Below are 17,567 nucleotides of genomic sequence, written 5' to 3'. Positions count from 1 at the left end.
GTCCGGGGCGGCCAGGCCTACCCGGACACCCTGGTCGGCACCGACTCGCACACCACCATGGTCAACGGCCTCGGCGTGCTCGGCTGGGGCGTCGGCGGCATCGAGGCCGAGGCCGCCATGCTCGGCCAGCCGGTCTCCATGCTCATCCCGCGCGTCGTCGGCTTCAAGCTGACCGGTGAGCTCAAGCCGGGCACGACCGCCACGGACCTCGTGCTCACCATCACCGAGATGCTCCGCAAGCACGGTGTGGTCGGCAAGTTCGTCGAGTTCTACGGCGAGGGCGTGGCCGCCACCTCCCTCGCCAACCGCGCCACCATCGGCAACATGTCGCCGGAGTTCGGCTCCACCGCCGCGATCTTCCCGATCGACGACGAGACCCTGAACTACCTGCGTCTGACCGGCCGCAGCAACCAGCAGGTCGCGCTCGTCGAGGCGTACGCCAAGGAGCAGGGCCTCTGGCTGGACCCGCAGGCCGAGCCCGACTTCTCCGAGAAGCTGGAGCTGGACCTCTCCACGGTCGTCCCCTCCATCGCCGGCCCGAAGCGCCCGCAGGACCGTATCGTCCTCGCCAACGCCGCCCAGCAGTTCAAGTCGGACGTCCTCAACTACGTCGACAGCGTGGACGAGTCCGGCAAGGAGTCCTTCCCGGCCTCCGACGCCCCGGCCGTCGCGCCCAACGGCGCCCCGTCCAACCCGGTCACCGTGACCGCCCCCGACGGCACCACGTACGAGATCGACCACGGCGCCGTCACCGTCGCCGCGATCACCTCCTGCACCAACACCTCCAACCCGTACGTCATGGTCGCCGCCGCCCTGGTGGCCAAGAAGGCGGTCGAGAAGGGCCTGACCCGCAAGCCCTGGGTCAAGACCACCCTCGCCCCGGGTTCCAAGGTCGTCACCGACTACTTCGACAAGGCGGGCCTGACCCCCTACCTCGACAAGGTCGGCTTCAACCTGGTCGGTTACGGCTGCACCACCTGCATCGGCAACTCCGGCCCGCTGCCGGAGGAGGTCTCCAAGGCCGTCAACGACCACGACCTCGCGGTCACCGCGGTCCTCTCCGGCAACCGGAACTTCGAGGGCCGTATCAACCCCGACGTCAAGATGAACTACCTGGCCTCCCCGCCGCTGGTCGTCGCGTACGCCCTCGCCGGCTCCATGAAGGTGGACATCACCAAGGACGCCCTCGGCACCGACCAGGACGGCAAGCCGGTCTACCTGGCCGACATCTGGCCGACCGAGGCCGAGGTCAACGACGTCGTCGCCAACGCGATCGGCGAGGACATGTTCAACAAGTCCTACGCCGACGTCTTCGCCGGTGACGCCCAGTGGCAGTCGCTCCCGGTCCCGACCGGCGACACCTTCGAGTGGGACGCCGAGTCGACCTACGTCCGCAAGCCCCCGTACTTCGAGGGCATGCAGCACGAGCCGGCCCCGGTCACCGACATCTCCGGCGCCCGCGTCCTCGCCAAGCTGGGCGACTCGGTCACCACCGACCACATCTCGCCCGCCGGTGCCATCAAGGCCGACACCCCGGCCGGCAAGTACCTCACCGAGCACGGTGTGGAGCGTCGTGACTTCAACTCCTACGGCTCCCGCCGAGGCAACCACGAGGTCATGATCCGCGGCACGTTCGCCAACATCCGCCTGCGCAACCAGATCGCGCCGGGCACCGAGGGCGGCTACACCCGCGACTTCACCCAGGCGGACGCGCCGGTGTCGTTCATCTACGACGCCTCGCGCAACTACATCGAGCAGGGCATCCCGCTGGTCGTCCTGGCCGGCAAGGAGTACGGCTCCGGCTCGTCCCGCGACTGGGCCGCCAAGGGCACCGCGCTGCTCGGCGTCAAGGCCGTCATCGCCGAGTCGTACGAGCGCATCCACCGCTCGAACCTCATCGGCATGGGCGTCCTGCCGCTGCAGTTCCCGGAGGGCGCCAGCGCCGGGTCCCTCGGCCTGACCGGCGAGGAGACCTTCTCCTTCACCGGCGTCGAGGAGCTCAACAACGGCACCACCCCGCGCACGGTCAAGGTCACCACCGACACGGGCGTCGAGTTCGACGCGGTCGTCCGGATCGACACCCCCGGTGAGGCCGACTACTACCGCAACGGCGGCATCATGCAGTACGTGCTGCGCCAGCTTGTCGCTTCTTGAGCTGACGTGAACGAGCGCCCTGCCCCTGCATCTCGCGGGGTGCGGGGCGCTCGCGCTCGTCGGCGCCGAAGACGCGCCTGCGACCACGGGCACCTGGTACCAGGGCGCTGTTGGCCAACCCGGGGTCCTGATCGTTTCGCCCCGTCGACCGAGTTCTGGTCGGCGGGGCGAAGTCGTGCGAAGCGGCTGCTGCCGGTGTGGGCTCGTGGGGCGTTGGTGAGGTGGGCGTCGATGCGGGCGAGGTCGATCGCGACGCCGGCACCGCCGTGCCTCTTCCGCTTCTGCTGAGCGGTCCGCCCGCCCGACAAGCCTGACCGCCTCCGAACGCGCACGGTCGAAGAGGTGGTCCTTTGCCTGAGCCGGACCGACAACGGTCCACCGAACCGTGGGCCCTTGGCCGACCCTTCGCATCCTCATGGCGTCAGGACGCCGTGCCGACGCGCTTGCCCAGTTCGACGGCGTTGGCAGGGTGACGACGTCGGCGGCGCTCGTACACGGGACGGCACTGAGATCCAGGCGCGTACCACCCAGCGGGTCGGGGGTGTGCGGGAGGATGGTGTGCATGAGTCAACTCGGTGCTGCGCTACGGGCGTGGCGGGACCGGCTGGACCCGGCGACGGTCGGCCTCGCACCCGGCGCGCGGTCGGCGCGCGGCCGACACCCGAACGGCGCCCGTCGGCCGAACCACAGTGGCGCGTGCGGCAGAATTTCGGGCATGGGGATAGTCGCCGGGTTGGACAGCTCACCCGATTTCACTCGCATCGTGGTCTGCGACACGGACACCGGTGCGGTGCTCCGGCAGGGATACGCACCGCATCCCGTCGACACGCCGGACGGCGCGGCGCGCCCCAGTGACGTCGACCCGCAGGCCTGGCTGCTGTCCCTCGGGGAGGCGGCCGGCGGCGGTCTCCTGGAGGGCGTGCAGGCCATCGGCGTGTCCGCGCAGCAGAACGCGCTGGTCCCGCTCGACGCCCAGGGCAACACCGTCCGCCCCGCGATGGTCGGCGGCGACAAGCGCGCCCAGGTCGCCGCGGCCGATCTCATCGACGCGCTCGGCGGGCGGGAGGCCTGGGCGCAGGCGGTGGGCTGCGTGCCGCAGGCGGCCCAGCCGGTGACCAAGCTGCGCTGGCTGGCCAAGAGCGAGCCGGAGAACGCCCGGCGTACCGCCGTACTGCTCCAGGCGCACGACTGGCTGGTCTGGCAGTTGCTGGGGCGGCCGGTCAGGAGGACCACCGATCGCGGGGGCGCCTCCGGGACCGGTTACTGGTCGGCTGCCACCGGCGGGTACCGGCCCGACCTCGTCGAACTCGCCCTCGGCCACCAGGCCATGCTGCCCGAGGTGATCGGCCCCTCCGACGCGGCCGGTACGACGCCTGAGGGGCTGCTGATCTCCGCGGGGACCGGCGAGACCATGGCCGCCGCGTTCGGGCTCGGGCTCGGTTTCGGGGACGCCGTGGTGTCGCTGGGGGCCTCGGGGTCGGTCATGGCCGTGCATCCGGAGGCGCTCGCCGACCCCTCCGGGATGATCACGTCGCTCGCCGACGCCACCGGTATGCACCTGCCGGTGGTGACCACCCTCAACGCCGTGCGGGCCCTGCGCGGGACCGCCGAACTGCTCGGGCTGACCGATCTGGAGAGCCTCTCCGACCTGGCGATGAAGTCGACGCCCGGCTCGCACGGACTGGTCATGCTGCCGTACCTGGAGGGCGAGCGGACGCCGAACCTGCCGCACACCGCGGGGACGCTGGCCGGGCTACGCCGGGAGTCGATGAAGGCCGAGCATCTCGCGCGGGCCTCCTTCGAGGGGATGCTGTGCGGGCTGGCCGACGCGCTCGACGTGCTGCGCGGGCGCGGGGTGGAGGTGCGGCGGGTCTTCCTGCTGGGGCCGGCCGCCGAGCTGCCGGCCGTGCAGGCGGCGGCGCCGATGCTGTTCGGTGCGCAGGTCGTCGTACCGCAGCCGGCGGACTACGCGGCGATCGGGGCGGCACGGCAGGCGGCCTGGGCGCTGGGGGTGTCGCAGGGCGCCCTGGACCCGCGGACCCCGCCGGTGTGGCAGGGCGCCACCGCCCAGGTGCTGGAGCCGGGTGACGAACTGGCGGTGGGACAGGCGGTGCGGCAGCAGTACGTGTCCGTGCGGGAGCAGACCCATCCCGGGGCGTTCCGGTCGTAACCGGGCGAAGGGCGGATACGCTGTCGGGTTAATCGGTTGAGGTAACGCGGGTGGAGTGTCGGACGATAGGGGCCTAGGGCAAGCGATCCCGTCCGTCCGGGCAGGCGCGACCCCGCCCCCACCGCCGACTCCGAGAGACGTAGCGTGCTCATACGACTTCTGCGGACCTATCTCAGGCCCTACAGGAAACCCATCTCCATCCTGGTGCTGCTGCAGTTCCTGCAGACCTGCGCCACTCTCTACCTGCCCACGCTCAACGCGCACATCATCGACAACGGCGTCGTGAAGGGTGACACGGATTACATCCTGTCCTTCGGCGCGCTGATGATCGGCATCTCGCTGGCCCAGGTGGTGTGCAACATCGGTGCCGTCTACTACGGCGCGAGGACCGCTTCGGCGCTCGGCCGGGACGTGCGGGCCGCCGTCTTCGACCGGGTGCAGTCCTTCTCCTCGCGTGAGGTGGGTCACTTCGGGGCGCCCTCGCTCATCACCCGTACGACCAACGACGTACAGCAGGTCCAGATGCTGGTCCTGATGACGTTCACGCTGATGGTGTCGGCGCCCATCATGTGCGTCGGCGGCATCGTGCTCGCCCTCGGGCTGGACGCGCCGCTGTCCGGGGTACTGGTGGCGGTCGTACCCGTGCTGGGCATCTCGGTGACCCTGATCGTGCGCCGGCTGCGGCCGCTGTTCCGGGCGATGCAGGTGCGTCTCGACACGGTGAACCGGGTGCTGCGCGAGCAGATCACCGGCAACCGGGTGATCCGCGCGTTCGTCCGCGACGAGTACGAGCAGGGCCGGTTCGGGAAGGCCAACAAGGACCTGACCGAGATGCAGCTGGCCACCGGCAACATGCTGGCGCTGATGTTCCCGATCGTCATGACGACGGTGAACGTCTCGTCGATCGCGGTGGTGTGGTTCGGCGCCCACCGGATCGACAGCGGCCAGATGGCGATCGGTGACCTGACCGCGTTCCTCGCCTACCTGATGCAGATCGTGATGTCCGTGATGATGGCCACCTTCATGTTCATGATGGTGCCGCGCGCGGAGGTCTGCGCCGAGCGCATCGAGGAGGTCCTGGACACCGAGTCCAGCGTCGTCCCGCCGCTCGCCCCGGTCACCGAACTGCGCCGGCACGGCCATCTGGAGATCCGCGGCGCGGGCTTCTGCTATCCGGGTGCCGAGGAGCCGGTCCTCAAGGCCGTCGACCTGGTGGCCAGGCCCGGCGAGGTGACCGCCGTGATCGGTTCCACCGGCAGCGGCAAGTCCACCCTGCTGGGGCTCGTCTCCCGCCTCTTCGACGCCACGGACGGCGCTGTCCTCGTGGACGGGGAGAGCGTCTCGGAACTCGACCCGAAGCTGCTCGCGAAGACGGTCGGCCTGGTCCCGCAGAAGCCCTACCTGTTCGCCGGGACCGTGGCGACCAACCTGCGCTACGGCAACCCGGACGCCACCGACGAGGAGCTCTGGTACGCGCTGGAGGTGGCGCAGGCCAAGGGGTTCGTCGAGAAGCTGGAGGGCGGGCTGAACGCGCCCATCGCGCAGGGCGGTACGAACGTCTCGGGCGGTCAGCGGCAGCGGCTCGCCATCGCCCGTACGCTCGTGCAGCGCCCGGAGATCTACCTCTTCGACGACTCCTTCTCCGCCCTCGACTACGCGACCGACGCCGCCCTGCGCGCCGCGCTCGCCCACGAGACGGCCCAGGCGACCGTCGTCATCGTCGCCCAGCGGGTGGCGACCATCAGGGACGCCGACCGGATCGTCGTCCTCGACGAGGGACGGGTCGTCGGCACCGGCCGCCACCACGAACTCATGGCAGGCAACGAGACCTACCGGGAGATCGTGCTCTCCCAGCTGACGGAAGCGGAGGCTGCCTGATGGCCGGGCCCATGGGACGCATGATGGCCGGGGGCGGCCCCGACCAGCGGTCGATGGACTTCAAGAACTCGGGCAAACGGCTGGTCGCCCGGTTCAAACCCGAACGGCTCACGATCTACCTGCTGCTGGTCTGCGTGGTCGCCAGCGTCACCCTCAACGTGATCGGTCCCAAGATCCTCGGCAAGGCCACCGACCTGGTGTTCGCCGGGGTCATCGGCAAGCAGATGCCGGCCGGGGCCACCAAGGACCAGGTTCTCGCGGGCATGCGCGAACGGGGCCAGGGCACCGTCGCCGACATGCTGAAGAGCACCGACTTCACCCCGGGCAAGGGCATCGACTTCGGCCAGGTCGGCGACGTCCTGCTCTTCGCCCTCTGTACGTACGTCGTCGCGGGCCTGCTGATGGCGGTGGCGACCCGACTCGTCAACCGGTCCGTCAACCGCACGATGTACCGGCTGCGTGAGGACGTCCAGACGAAGCTGTCCCGGCTGCCGCTGTCGTACTTCGACAAGCGCCAGCGCGGCGAGGTGCTGTCCCGGGCGACCAACGACATCGACAACATCGGCCAGACCCTCCAGCAGTCGATGGGCCAGCTCATCAACTCGGTGCTGACCATCGTCGGCGTGCTCGCGGTGATGTTCTGGGTGTCCTGGCTGCTGGCCCTGGTCGCGCTGGCGACGGTGCCGCTGTCCTTCCTGGTCGCCACCCGCATCGGCAAGCGTTCCCAGCCGCACTTCGTCCAGCAGTGGCGCTCCACCGGCAAACTGAACGCGCACGTCGAGGAGATGTACACCGGGCACACCCTGGTGAAGGTCTTCGGCCGTCAGGAGGAGTCGGCGCAGCAGTTCGCCGAGCAGAACGACGCGCTGTACGAGGCCGGGTTCAAGGCGCAGTTCAACAGCGGTGTGATGCAGCCGCTGATGATGTTCGTGTCGAACCTGAACTACGTGCTCGTCGCCGTCGTCGGCGGCCTGCGCGTCGCGTCCGGCGCGCTGTCCATCGGTGACGTCCAGGCGTTCATCCAGTACTCCCGGCAGTTCTCCATGCCGCTGACCCAGGTCGCCTCCATGGCCAACCTGGTGCAGTCCGGGGTCGCGTCGGCGGAGCGGATCTTCGAACTCCTCGACGCGGAGGAGCAGAAGGCCGACCCGGTGCCGGGCGAGCGTCCCGCGGAGCTGCGCGGGCGGGTGGCGCTGGAGCACGTCTCCTTCCGCTACGACCCCGAGAAGCCGCTCATCGAGGACCTGTCCCTGACGGTCGAACCCGGGCACACGGTCGCGATCGTCGGCCCGACCGGCGCCGGCAAGACCACGCTGGTGAACCTGCTGATGCGGTTCTACGACGTCTCCGGCGGCCGGATCACCCTCGACGGCGTCGACATCACCCACATGTCCCGGGACGAACTCCGGACCGGGATCGGCATGGTGCTCCAGGACACCTGGCTGTTCGGCGGCACGATCGCGGAGAACATCGCGTACGGCGCGTCCCGTGAGGTCACGCGGGGCGAGATCGAGGAGGCGGCGCGGGCGGCCCACGCGGACCGGTTCGTGCGCACCCTCCCCGACGGCTACGACACCGTGATCGACGACGAGGGCACCGGTGTCAGCGCCGGCGAGAAGCAGCTCATCACCATCGCGCGGGCGTTCCTGTCCGATCCGACGATCCTCGTCCTCGACGAGGCGACGTCGTCGGTCGACACCCGCACCGAGGTGCTGATCCAGAAGGCGATGGCCAAACTGGCGCACGGCCGCACGTCGTTCGTGATCGCCCACCGCCTGTCGACGATCCGGGACGCGGACACCATCCTGGTGATGGAGAACGGGTCGATCGTGGAACAGGGCGCGCACACCGACCTGCTGGCGGCGGACGGGGCGTACGCGCGGCTGTACAAGGCGCAGTTCGCGCAGGCGGTGGCCGAGGTGGACTGAGCGGGTGCGGTGCGCTGTGGGCGCGGGCGGGCGAGTGAACCTCCCCCGCCCGCGCCCGGCGTCAGTCCAGGTAACCCCGAAGCTGGTCCGCGAACGCGTGGTCCCGCAGCTTGTTCAGCGTCTTCGACTCGATCTGCCGGATCCGCTCCCGCGTCACCCCGAAGATCCGCCCGATCTCCTCCAGCGTCCGCGGCCTCCCGTCGGCCAGCCCGTACCGCAGCTGCACGACCTTCCGCTCCCGCTCCCCCAGCGTCGACAGCACCGCCTCCAGGTGCTCGCGCAACAGCAGGAACGCCGCCGACTCCACCGGACTCGCCGCGTCCCCGTCCTCGATGAGGTCCCCGAGGGCGACGTCGTCCTCCTCGCCCACCGGCGCGTGCAGCGACACCGGTTCCTGCGCCAGCCGCAGCACCTCCCCCACCCGCTCCGGCGCCAGCTCCAGATGCGCGGCGACCTCCTCCGCCGTCGGCTCGTACCCCCGTTCCTGGAGCATCCGGCGCTGGACGCGCACCACCCGGTTGATCAGCTCCACCACGTGCACCGGGACGCGTATCGTGCGGGCCTGGTCGGCGAGGGCGCGGGACATGGCCTGCCGGATCCACCAGGTCGCGTAGGTGGAGAACTTGTAGCCGCGGGCGTAGTCGAACTTCTCGACGGCGCGGATGAGACCGAGGTTCCCCTCCTGGACCAGGTCCAGCATGGTGAGGCCGCGGCCGACGTACCGCTTGGCCACGGACACGACGAGCCGCAGGTTCGCCTCGATGAGGCGGCGCTTGGCCATCCGGCCCATCACGACCAGCCGGTCCAGGTCCAGCGCCAGCTCGCTGTCGAGGTCGGGCGCGCCGCTGAGCTTCTCCTCGGCGAACAGCCCGGCCTCGACGCGGCGGGCGAGTTCGACCTCCTCGGCGGCGGTGAGCAGCGGGATCCGGCCGATCTCCCGCAGGTACTGGCGGAACAGGTCGGAGGAGGGGCCGCCGGTGTCGGCGCGGGCGGCGGCGCGCGCCTGCGCGGGGGACGGCTCGGGTTCGGCCTCCTCCTCGCCGGCCTCGGCCGTGAGTTCCTCCGGGGGCGGGCCCTCCGGGTCCGTCTCGGGGTGCAGCGCGATGCGGCTCTGCGGCGGTACGCCCGCACGGACGTCGGTGTCGGCTGCCGGTTCGTCCGGGCGCGTGCTGCTGTCCGTCTGGGTCAGGGTCTGGGTCTGCACGGGGGCGACCTCCAGGATGATCGCTGCCAGGGGGTGCGGCAGCGGTACTTCGGGGGCGGAGACGACGGCCTCGCCGCTGTCCGTCCCGTACTCGATGAGTGGAACGGCGGGGGTGTGGGACCCGTCCGGGACGGGTCGGCCGCGCTCCGAGGACTCAGGCACCGCACCCCAGTGTGGGGTAAGACACATCGCCGCCACGAGGGGCGTGCGGTGACTTTTTGCGTCCGGTCCGTGACCGCACGGTCATCCCGCCGGGCCGCCTCGGCTCAGAGAGCGGCCGGGCCGTGTTCGCGCAGTGCCTGCCCGTACTGCTGGAGGACCCACAACTCGTTCTGCACGGCCGCGAGTTGCGCCGGGTCGCCGCCACTGCCGAGGCGGGTGAGGGTGATCTGGATCTCGTGGATACGACGGTCGACGGCCCGGCGGCGGACGGTCACGAGCTGCTCGCCCGCGTAGTTCTCGTCGACCGTGCGGCGCATGATCGCCTCGACGGCGAGTTCGGTGACCATGGCGCGGACGGCGTCGTCGGGGGCGGTCTCCCGGACCCGGACCAGGTACTCCTGGGGGTCGTGGACGCCGTTCTCGACGCCGCCCGCCTCCATGATGGCCTGCCGTACGGCCGCGTAGGGGGCGGCGGTGAACTCGTCGACGCCGTACGCGTCGAACGCCGGGGAGACCAGTTCCGGGCGTTGCAGGGCGAGCTTCAGCAGCTCGCGCTCGGTGGCGTAGACGGCGTTGCGGAGGTTGAGGGCGGGGCCGGAGACCGCGGGGCGCGCGGCGGTGTCGTACGACGGCTGCTGCGGGCCGCGGCCCGGGGCGGAGCCTCCTCGGCCGCCCTTGTCCCGGGCCCAGCGTGCCAGCTGGGCCACCCGCTTCACCACGAACTGGGTGTCGAGGATGCCGAGCATGCCGGCGAGTTCGACGGCGACCTCGTGCTGGGCGCCGCTGTTCTTGATCCGGGCGACGATCGGGGCGGCCTCGTCGAGGGCCGCGGCACGGCCCGCGGGGGTGTCCAGGTCGTACCGGCCCACCAGCTGGCGGAGCGCGAACTCGAAGAGCGGGGTGCGGGGTTCGACCAGGTCGGCGACCGCCTCGTCGCCCTTGGCGAGCCGCAGCTCGCAGGGGTCCATGCCGTCGGGGGCGATCGCGATGTACGTCTCGGCGGCGAACTTCTGGTCGTCCTCGAAGGCGCGCAGGGCCGCCTTCTGGCCGGCCGCGTCGCCGTCGAAGGTGAAGATCACGCGGGCGCTGCCGTTGTCCATCAGCAGCCGGCGCAGGATCTTGATGTGCTCGCCGCCGAAGGCGGTGCCGCAGGTGGCGATGGCCGTCGTCACCCCGGCCAGGTGGCAGGCCATGACGTCGGTGTAGCCCTCGACCACGACCGCGCGGCTGGCTTTCGCGATGTGCTGCTTGGCGAGGTCGATGCCGTACAGGACCTGGGACTTCTTGTAGATCGCGGTGTCGGGCGTGTTGAGGTACTTGGGGCCGGTGTCGGCCTCGTAGAGCTTGCGGGCGCCGAAGCCGACGACCTCACCGCCGATGTCCCGGATCGGCCACATGAGGCGGCCGCGGAACCGGTCGATGGGCCCGCGCCGCCCCTCCTGGGTCAGCCCGGACAGCAGCAGCTCCTTGTCGGTGAAGCCCTGGCCGCGCAGGTAGCGGGTCAGGTGGTCCCAGCCCTGGGGGCTGTAGCCGACGCCGAAGTGCACGGCGGCGGCCTGGTCGAAGCCGCGCTCGGCGAGGAAGACCCGGCCGGTCTCGGCCTCGGGGCTGGTGGCGAGCTGCTCCGCGTACCAGACGGCGGCGATCTTGTGCGCCTCGACCAGCCGGATCCGCTCGCCGCGCTGGTGGGACGGGTTGTACCCGCCCTCCTCGTAGCGCAGGGTGATCCCGGCGAGGCCGGCCAGCCGCTCGACCGCCTCCGAGAAGGAGAGGTGGTCCACCTTCATCACGAAGGTGATGGTGTCGCCGCCCTCCTGGCAGCCGAAGCAGTGGAAGAGTCCCTTGCTCGGGCTGACCTGGAAGGACGGCGACTTCTCGTCGTGGAACGGGCACAGCCCCTTCAGGTTCCCGCCGCCCGCGTTGCGCAGCTGGAGGTACTCGGACACAACGGCGTCGATCGGAACCGCGTCCCGAACCGCCTTCACATCCTCGTCATTGATCCGTCCAGCCACGGGTGAATTCTACGGGGACGGTCCGACATCACCGGGGCACGTGCAGCGCCCCGTCAGGGGCGCGGGGAACTGCGCGAGCAACCACGCACCACCCGCACCCGTGGAACGACAGATCCCGGCAGACGGCTAGGCGAGCGATTCCAACGGCACAGGCGTTGTCGCGGGCTGTGGCGGTGGTGCCGGCGGCGGTGCCGGCGGCCGCGGTGAGGCCCGCCGCCGGTGTGTACATCGCCTCGTTGAAGGACGACCCGGTGGCGGCGGAGGCCACGGCGAACACGGGGTGCGCCGTGCCGCCGGAGAACGACGTCGAGATGTAGTCGCCGACCATGGTGCCCTGCGTGGTGCTCGCCAGCCAGGAGTGGGACATCGGACCGGCCAGCTGGGTCGGCGTCGTCCAGGTGCTGCCGCCATCGGTCGAGGAGACGTACCCGACGTCCAACTGGCAGGTGGACGCGGTGCAGTTGGCGACCGGGTGGTAGTAGTACGTCAGCGCCAGGTGCGCCGTGCTGCCCGAGGTGGACGGGTCGACCGCGAGGCCGGGGATGAAGTGGTCGACGGTGCTCGTCGTCGCGTCGATCGGGATGCGGGTCACCGACGACCAGGCGGTGCCGTTGGTGGTCGTCGCCATGACGATGTCGTTGGAGGTGCAGGAGCCCCCGCTCGCGCGGAACCGGCAGTCCTGCCAGACCACGTACACCTTCCCGGCAGAGTCGATCTCGGCGGAGGGCAGCGGGCCGCTGCGCAGGCTGCCGCCCACGGTGAAGGAGCTGACGGTGGCCACGGTGGTGGCGCTGGTCCAGGAGCTGCCCCCGTTGGTGGAGGTGAAGGCCCGGATCGCGGTCTCCGAGGCGTTGGCGATCGGGACCACGACGGTGCCGTTCGGCTGCACGACCGGCTGTCCGCCGAGGCCGGTGGCGTTGTTGCCGGTGTTCTTCGAGGTGCCCCAGGTGAGTCCTCCGTCGGAGGAGGTGGTCATCTTGATGCGGTCGCTGTCGCCGTTGTTGTCGTACTCGGTGTAGCAGTTGCCGTAGAACGCGCTCGTGGCGGTGTTGTCTCAGACGATCCAGTTCTTGTCGAGGCTCGAACCGGTCGCGGTGACGACGGGGTTGCTCCAGGTCAGACCGCCGTCGGTCGAGCGGCTGGTGTACACCTCGGGCACGGTGACGGACGAGGTGATGGGGATGGAGGAGATCAGCCAGACGTTGTGCTTCGCGTCGTAGGTCACCGACGCGTCACTGACTCTCTGGAAGGTGCCGCCCGCCTGGGTGGTGATCCCCGGCAGGAACCCCCTGGTCCAGGTGGCGCCGCCGTCCTTGGAGGTCGCGAAGCCCACGTTCGAGCCGCCGCCGTCGGTGAACCGGCCGACCTGGAAGGCGGAGACGATCGTCGAGCCGTAGGAGAAGGTGTCCGGTTCGACCTCGGTGGCGTGCTGGCTGGTGGCGTTGGTGTAGGGGTCGGCGCTGATCTGGGTCAGGGCCGGAGCCGCGGTCGCGGAGGTCGTGGTCAGGGCGAGCGCGCCGGCCGCGAGGGCCGCCGTCACCAGGCCGGGTCTCGCCAGGCGGTGGAGCAGTGACGCAAGGGACATGATCCGTTCCCTTTCGGAGCAGGGGCACGTCCGGCATCGCGCCGTCGCAGAGCGGGGGCGGGCGCACGCCTCGTACACGTCCGCGCCAGAGGAGCGGGCGGAGCCCGGCCGAACCGAACATCGTGCAGGACGTGCTGAAGGACGCCGACACTCTGCTGAGTTCAGCATGGCCATGTCAACCCCTTTTGGTGCAACACCGCACGAATCACGGGGAATTGACCCGCGCTTGACCCGCTCCTGGCGGACGCGGAACGGTATGCGAGCGATGGTGACCGGCTGCCTCCGCACGACCCTGCCGGAACCGCCCGCCCCTTATCGTCGTCTTGTGCGCTGACTGCGTGCGAAGCAGGACGGCGGGGGACGTTGTGAAGCAGAACGCGATGAAGACCGGTCTCATGGTGGTGACCATGGCGGCGGCGCTCGCCGCCTCGGCCTGTGGCCGGGAAGCCGGCGCGGCCTCCGGCGGAAGCGGCGGGACGATCCCCGCGCACGGGTCGAGGCAGTCCGTGCCGCCCTCCACCGTGGGGACGTCGTCCGGTGTCGCGCAGGCCGCGGCGCCGTCCATCAGCAGGCGCGTGCCATGGAACCTGGACGTTCTGGACCAGCGCTCGCGGCCCCTGAACGGGAGGCTCACCACCACCGCCACGGGCAACGGCGTACACGTCTACGTGATCGACACCGGGCTGGACATCGGCCACAAGGAGTTCGGTGGACGCGCCCGGCTCGGCGCCGACTTCGTGGGCCCCGGGGACTCCGGTGACTGCTTCAGCGAGGCGGGAACCGGACACGGCACGTTCGTCGCGGGCATCATCGGCGGGGCCACGTACGGAGTGGCGCCCGAGGCGGAACTCGTACGGGTCCAGGGCGTCCTGTGCGAGAGCGAGGGCGGCGGCTCCCCGGCAGCGGCCGAGGCAGCCCTGGTGAAGTCGGTGAAGTGGGTCACCGCCCATGCCCGGAGACCCGCGGTGGTGAACATGTCGCTCAACCTCGACCACCGTTCGGCGGCCCTGGATTCCGCCGTGAAGAAGATGGTCGACGCCGGGATCCCGACGGTGGTGTCGGCCGGCAACTTCCACGACGACGCATGCACACACTCCCCGGCCGGCGTCCCCGGCACGATCGTCGTCGCGGCCTCCACCCCCGACGACCGCCCATGGAGCGACGGCGGCTCCTACGGATCGGGCTACGGGCGATGCGTGGACCTGTACGCCCCCGGCCAGAAGGTGACCGCCGCCCTGGCCGGCGGCGGCACGACCACGGAGAACGACGGCGCCACGTCCTGGGCCGCCCCGCACGCGACCGGCGTGATCGCGCTGTACCTGTCGGCCCACCCGCACGCCACGGCCCACCAGGTCCACGTCTGGCTGGACCACACGGCCACCCCCGGCATCCTGCGCGGCATCCGCTCCGACACACCCGATCGGCTGCTCAACACCGGCGGCCTCTGACGACTCGGCCGTCCGCGCCGGACGCGCGGCCGGCCGTACACAGTTGGTCGCCCTGCGCCCCGGCAAGCGGCACGCACCGGTGACGAGCCCCGCCGGTGTCTCAGCGCCGATCGACTCGGGTGACGGCCAGCAGCACCAGAGCCAGCACCTGGACGGCGACGACGACCGTGATCAGTACCGGGATCGAGTAGCCGTACAGGCCACCGGTCAACGCGCCACCGGCCAGGCTCGCCGCACCGACCACGCCCGCGAACAGCCCGTAGGCGGTGGCCCGGCGTCCGCTGGGCACCAGGTCGGCGACGGTGGCGCGCAGCGTGGACTCCTGGATCCCCAGGGCCGCGCCCCATACCAGCGACCCGGTCACCGCTACCGCGACCCTGTCGGTGAACGCCAGCGCCGCCACTCCCGCCGTGAGAACGGGCAGGGCGACCAGCACCCGTGGGCCGTACCGGTCGTACAGCCAGCCCGTGGCCAGCGCCGCGACAGCGTCCACCGCCATCGCCGCCGCGTACAGCACCGGAACCCAGGCGGTGGTCAGCAGGTGCCGCTGGACCAGGTGGTAGGAGAGCACGCCGAAGGTGGCGAACCCGGTCGTGGTGGCCGCGGTGAAGGCGGCGTACGTCCAGAAGACCCTCGGCAGACGCCCGACCCGCGCGTCCGGTGCCGTCAGTGCCGAAGCCGTCGTCTCGCGCTCGTAGGCTTCCGGGTCCGGCATCCGGGCCCGGAGCCGGAACAGCAGCAGCAGTACGGCGATGCCCGGGACGGCGAGAACACCGAGCGCGGGGCCGTAGTCGCCGCCGGTCAGCGCGAGCACACCCGCCACCAGCAGCGGGCCGGCGATGGCCCCGATCTGGTCCAGCGCCTCATGGACGGCGAAGCCGCGTCCTCGTCCCGTGGCCGCGGTGGCGTGCGAGAGGAGCGTGTCCTTCGCGGGCGAGCGCACCGCCTTGCCCACCCGTTCGGCGATCACCAGGACGCAGGCGGCCCACAGCACCCCGGGCACGCCGAGCAGCGGCACCGAGACGACCGTCAGGGCGTACCCGCCGATCGCCAGGCCCCAGAAGCGACGCGTCCGGTCCGCCAAGGGACCGGAGACCAGCCGCAGCACCAGCGCCGCCGACTCCCCGGCCCCGGTGACCACCCCGACGACGAGGGAAGACGCTCCCAGCGAGGCCAGCAGCGGGCCGGTGATCGAGCGGGCGCCCTCGTACACGACATCCGCGAGCAGACTGATCGTGCCGAACCACACCACGAACCGCCACGGCCCCATACGCCGCGCCGCCGGCTCCCGCGGGCCCCGAGCCTCGGGCATCGGTCGGTTCACGCCCACAGCACCTCCGCGAAGAACTCCGCCCCGTCCTCTGCCGGACGCAGCATCTCGCACAAGAACGTCAAGTACGTCATCAACGTCATGATTAACAATGATTCGCCGGCACCTGCCGGCAAGGCAGGGCCGTCGGTCAGCCGAGGCCGAACCAGCCCAGGACCGTCTGGACGAGCAGGATCGTGGACATGGCCCCGACACCTCCGACCACGACGGTCGCGGCGACGCGATAGCGCGGGCTGTTGGCGGCTTCCCCCAGGACCGAGCGGCGGTTGGTCAGGACCAGGAGGTACACGAGGACAACGGGGCTGATCAGGCCCTGGAGGACCTGGGTGCCGATGAGCAGTTGGATGACGTCGACCGGGGTCATCGCCACCGCGGCGCCGAGCACGATCTGGGCGGTGAACAGGCCCAGGAACAGCGGGGCGTCGCGGAAGCTGCGGGACACCGAGCGTTCCACCCCGGCGGCCTCGCCCACGGCGTAGCTGGCGGAGAGCGGCACGACCGCACCGGCCAGCGCGGAGGCGCCGATCAGGCCGAACGCGAAGAGGAGTTCGGCGTTCTGGCCGGCGACCGGCTTGAGGGCCTCGGCGGCCTGGGCGGCGGAGTCCAGCGGGCCGCTGCCGCCGATGACGGAGGCCGTGGCGATGATGATGGTCAGGCTGATGACGCACGCGAACACCGCACCGAGGACGGCGTCGGCTCGGATCAGCGGATAGTCGGCGGGCTTGGCACCGCGGTCGACGACGCCTGCTGCGGCGTAGAACTGCATGTACGGGCTGACCGTCGTACCGATCAGGGCGACCGCCAGCAGCATGAAGCTCTTGTCCGGCTCCATGTGCGGGACGATCAGGTGGTGGCCGACATCGGCCCAGTCGGGGTGGCCGAGGATCATCGCGATCGGGTAGGCGAAGAACGCCAACGACATGATGAGGAAGATGCGTTCGGCCCAGTGGTACGAGCCGAAGAGCACCAGGGCCCAGAGCAGGATCGCGGCGGGCGGGATCACCGCCCACTTGGGTACACCGAGAAGTTCGAACGCTGCGCCGATGCCCGCGAACTCGGAGACGACCAGGCCGGTGTTGGCCAGCAGCAGGCAGAAGACAGCGAGGGCCGTGAGGCGAAGGCTGAACTGTTCGCGGATCAGCGCGCCCAGGCCCTTGCCGGTGTGGGCGCCGAGGCGGACGGCCATCTCCTGCACCATCACCAGGGCGATGGTGACGAGCACCATGAAGAACAGGGTGCCGTAGGTGAACTGGGAGCCCGCGGAGGCGTACGTGGCGATCCCGGCGGCGTCGTTGCCGGCGTTGGCGGCGACCAGGCCGGGGCCCGCGATCGCCGCGACCATGGTGATGCGGCGCCAGCCGGTGCGGCGCGCGGGCGAGGGGGCCTGCGGAGTCGCGGTGGTGGCGGTGTCGAGGTCGCGGGTCACTGCAGGAACCTCCGGAAGTGCAGACGCCCGCGTTCGGGCAGAATCGCGTCGAGCAGGTCGTCGGCCAGGATCCGGCCGATCGGGCGGCCGCTGTCGTCGACCACCAGGAGTGAGGAGGCGCGGGCGGCGACCAGCTGGTCGGCGGCCTCCGGCAGGGAGGTGCCGGCCTGCACGGTGTCCGGCGGTCCGAACTGCGCACGCCAGGTGACGAGGTCGGCGATCTGGGTGCCGTCCTCGGCCACCGCCAGGTCGAACAGCGCGAGGTCGCAC

12 protein-coding genes are annotated in these 17,567 nt (G+C 70.8%); 5 read left to right on the top strand and 7 right to left on the bottom strand.

The window, feature by feature from the left end; translation table 11 throughout:
• The 4 genes from acnA to ABZ646_RS20550 all read left to right on the top strand — a co-directional run.
• A partial coding sequence (gene acnA, locus ABZ646_RS20565; protein WP_360520571.1) for an aconitate hydratase AcnA occupies positions 1-2,154 on the top strand: 2,154 nt, incomplete at its 5' end.
• 715 nt (positions 2,155-2,869) lie between these two features.
• Positions 2,870-4,324 carry an FGGY family carbohydrate kinase gene (locus ABZ646_RS20560; RefSeq protein ID WP_360520568.1) on the top strand — a complete coding sequence of 485 codons (1,455 nt, stop codon included), beginning with the start codon at positions 2,870-2,872 and terminating at the stop codon, positions 4,322-4,324.
• A 144-nt stretch (positions 4,325-4,468) separates the two neighbouring features.
• Entirely contained in the window at positions 4,469-6,202 is a 1,734-nt protein-coding gene (locus ABZ646_RS20555; RefSeq protein ID WP_360520565.1) for an ABC transporter ATP-binding protein, read from the top strand.
• On the top strand, positions 6,202-8,130 hold the full coding sequence (locus ABZ646_RS20550; RefSeq protein ID WP_360520562.1) for an ABC transporter ATP-binding protein: 1,929 nt from the start codon (positions 6,202-6,204) through the stop codon (positions 8,128-8,130). Before ABZ646_RS20555 ends, ABZ646_RS20550 begins: the two co-directional genes overlap by 1 nt.
• A 61-nt stretch (positions 8,131-8,191) precedes the next feature.
• Here the strand turns inward: ABZ646_RS20550 and ABZ646_RS20545 are convergent, their stop codons facing one another.
• From ABZ646_RS20545 to ABZ646_RS20530, 4 genes are all read right to left on the bottom strand, one after another.
• Positions 8,192-9,496 carry an RNA polymerase sigma factor gene (locus ABZ646_RS20545; RefSeq protein ID WP_360520559.1) on the bottom strand — a complete coding sequence of 435 codons (1,305 nt, stop codon included), beginning with the start codon at positions 9,494-9,496 and terminating at the stop codon, positions 8,192-8,194.
• 104 nt (positions 9,497-9,600) lie between these two features.
• Positions 9,601-11,508, bottom strand: coding sequence for a DNA primase (gene dnaG / locus ABZ646_RS20540; RefSeq protein WP_360520556.1), 1,908 nt, complete (start codon positions 11,506-11,508; stop codon positions 9,601-9,603).
• Positions 11,509-11,536: 28 nt separating this feature from the next.
• Positions 11,537-12,484, bottom strand: coding sequence for a hypothetical protein (locus ABZ646_RS20535; protein WP_360520553.1), 948 nt, complete (start codon positions 12,482-12,484; stop codon positions 11,537-11,539).
• 78 nt (positions 12,485-12,562) lie between these two features.
• The gene (locus ABZ646_RS20530; protein WP_360520550.1) at positions 12,563-13,093 is read right to left on the bottom strand and encodes a sialidase family protein; all 531 of its coding nucleotides are present in this window, start codon (positions 13,091-13,093) and stop codon (positions 12,563-12,565) included.
• 380 nt (positions 13,094-13,473) lie between these two features.
• On the opposite strand from ABZ646_RS20530, the gene ABZ646_RS20525 reads away from it, so the two are divergent.
• The gene (locus tag ABZ646_RS20525; protein WP_360520547.1) at positions 13,474-14,541 is read left to right on the top strand and encodes a S8 family peptidase; all 1,068 of its coding nucleotides are present in this window, start codon (positions 13,474-13,476) and stop codon (positions 14,539-14,541) included.
• 100 nt (positions 14,542-14,641) lie between these two features.
• On the opposite strand, the gene ABZ646_RS20520 is transcribed toward ABZ646_RS20525, so the two are convergent.
• The 3 genes from ABZ646_RS20520 to ABZ646_RS20510 form a co-directional block, all read right to left on the bottom strand.
• Positions 14,642-15,865 carry an MFS transporter gene (locus ABZ646_RS20520; RefSeq protein ID WP_360520544.1) on the bottom strand — a complete coding sequence of 408 codons (1,224 nt, stop codon included), beginning with the start codon at positions 15,863-15,865 and terminating at the stop codon, positions 14,642-14,644.
• Positions 15,866-16,001: 136 nt separating this feature from the next.
• Positions 16,002-17,297, bottom strand: coding sequence for a divalent metal cation transporter (locus ABZ646_RS20515; RefSeq protein ID WP_360520540.1), 1,296 nt, complete (start codon positions 17,295-17,297; stop codon positions 16,002-16,004).
• Positions 17,294-17,567: CBS domain-containing protein (locus ABZ646_RS20510; protein WP_360520537.1), on the bottom strand; the 274-nt coding region annotated here is incomplete at its 5' end. The genes ABZ646_RS20510 and ABZ646_RS20515, both read right to left, overlap by 4 nt.

Origin of the sequence: Streptomyces sp. NPDC007162 (assembly GCF_040634175.1) — a bacterium.
In the GTDB taxonomy this organism is placed as follows: domain Bacteria; phylum Actinomycetota; class Actinomycetes; order Streptomycetales; family Streptomycetaceae; genus Streptomyces.
Note: the sequence above shows the minus strand (reverse complement) of the source record. Positions and strands in the feature narration are given on the sequence as shown.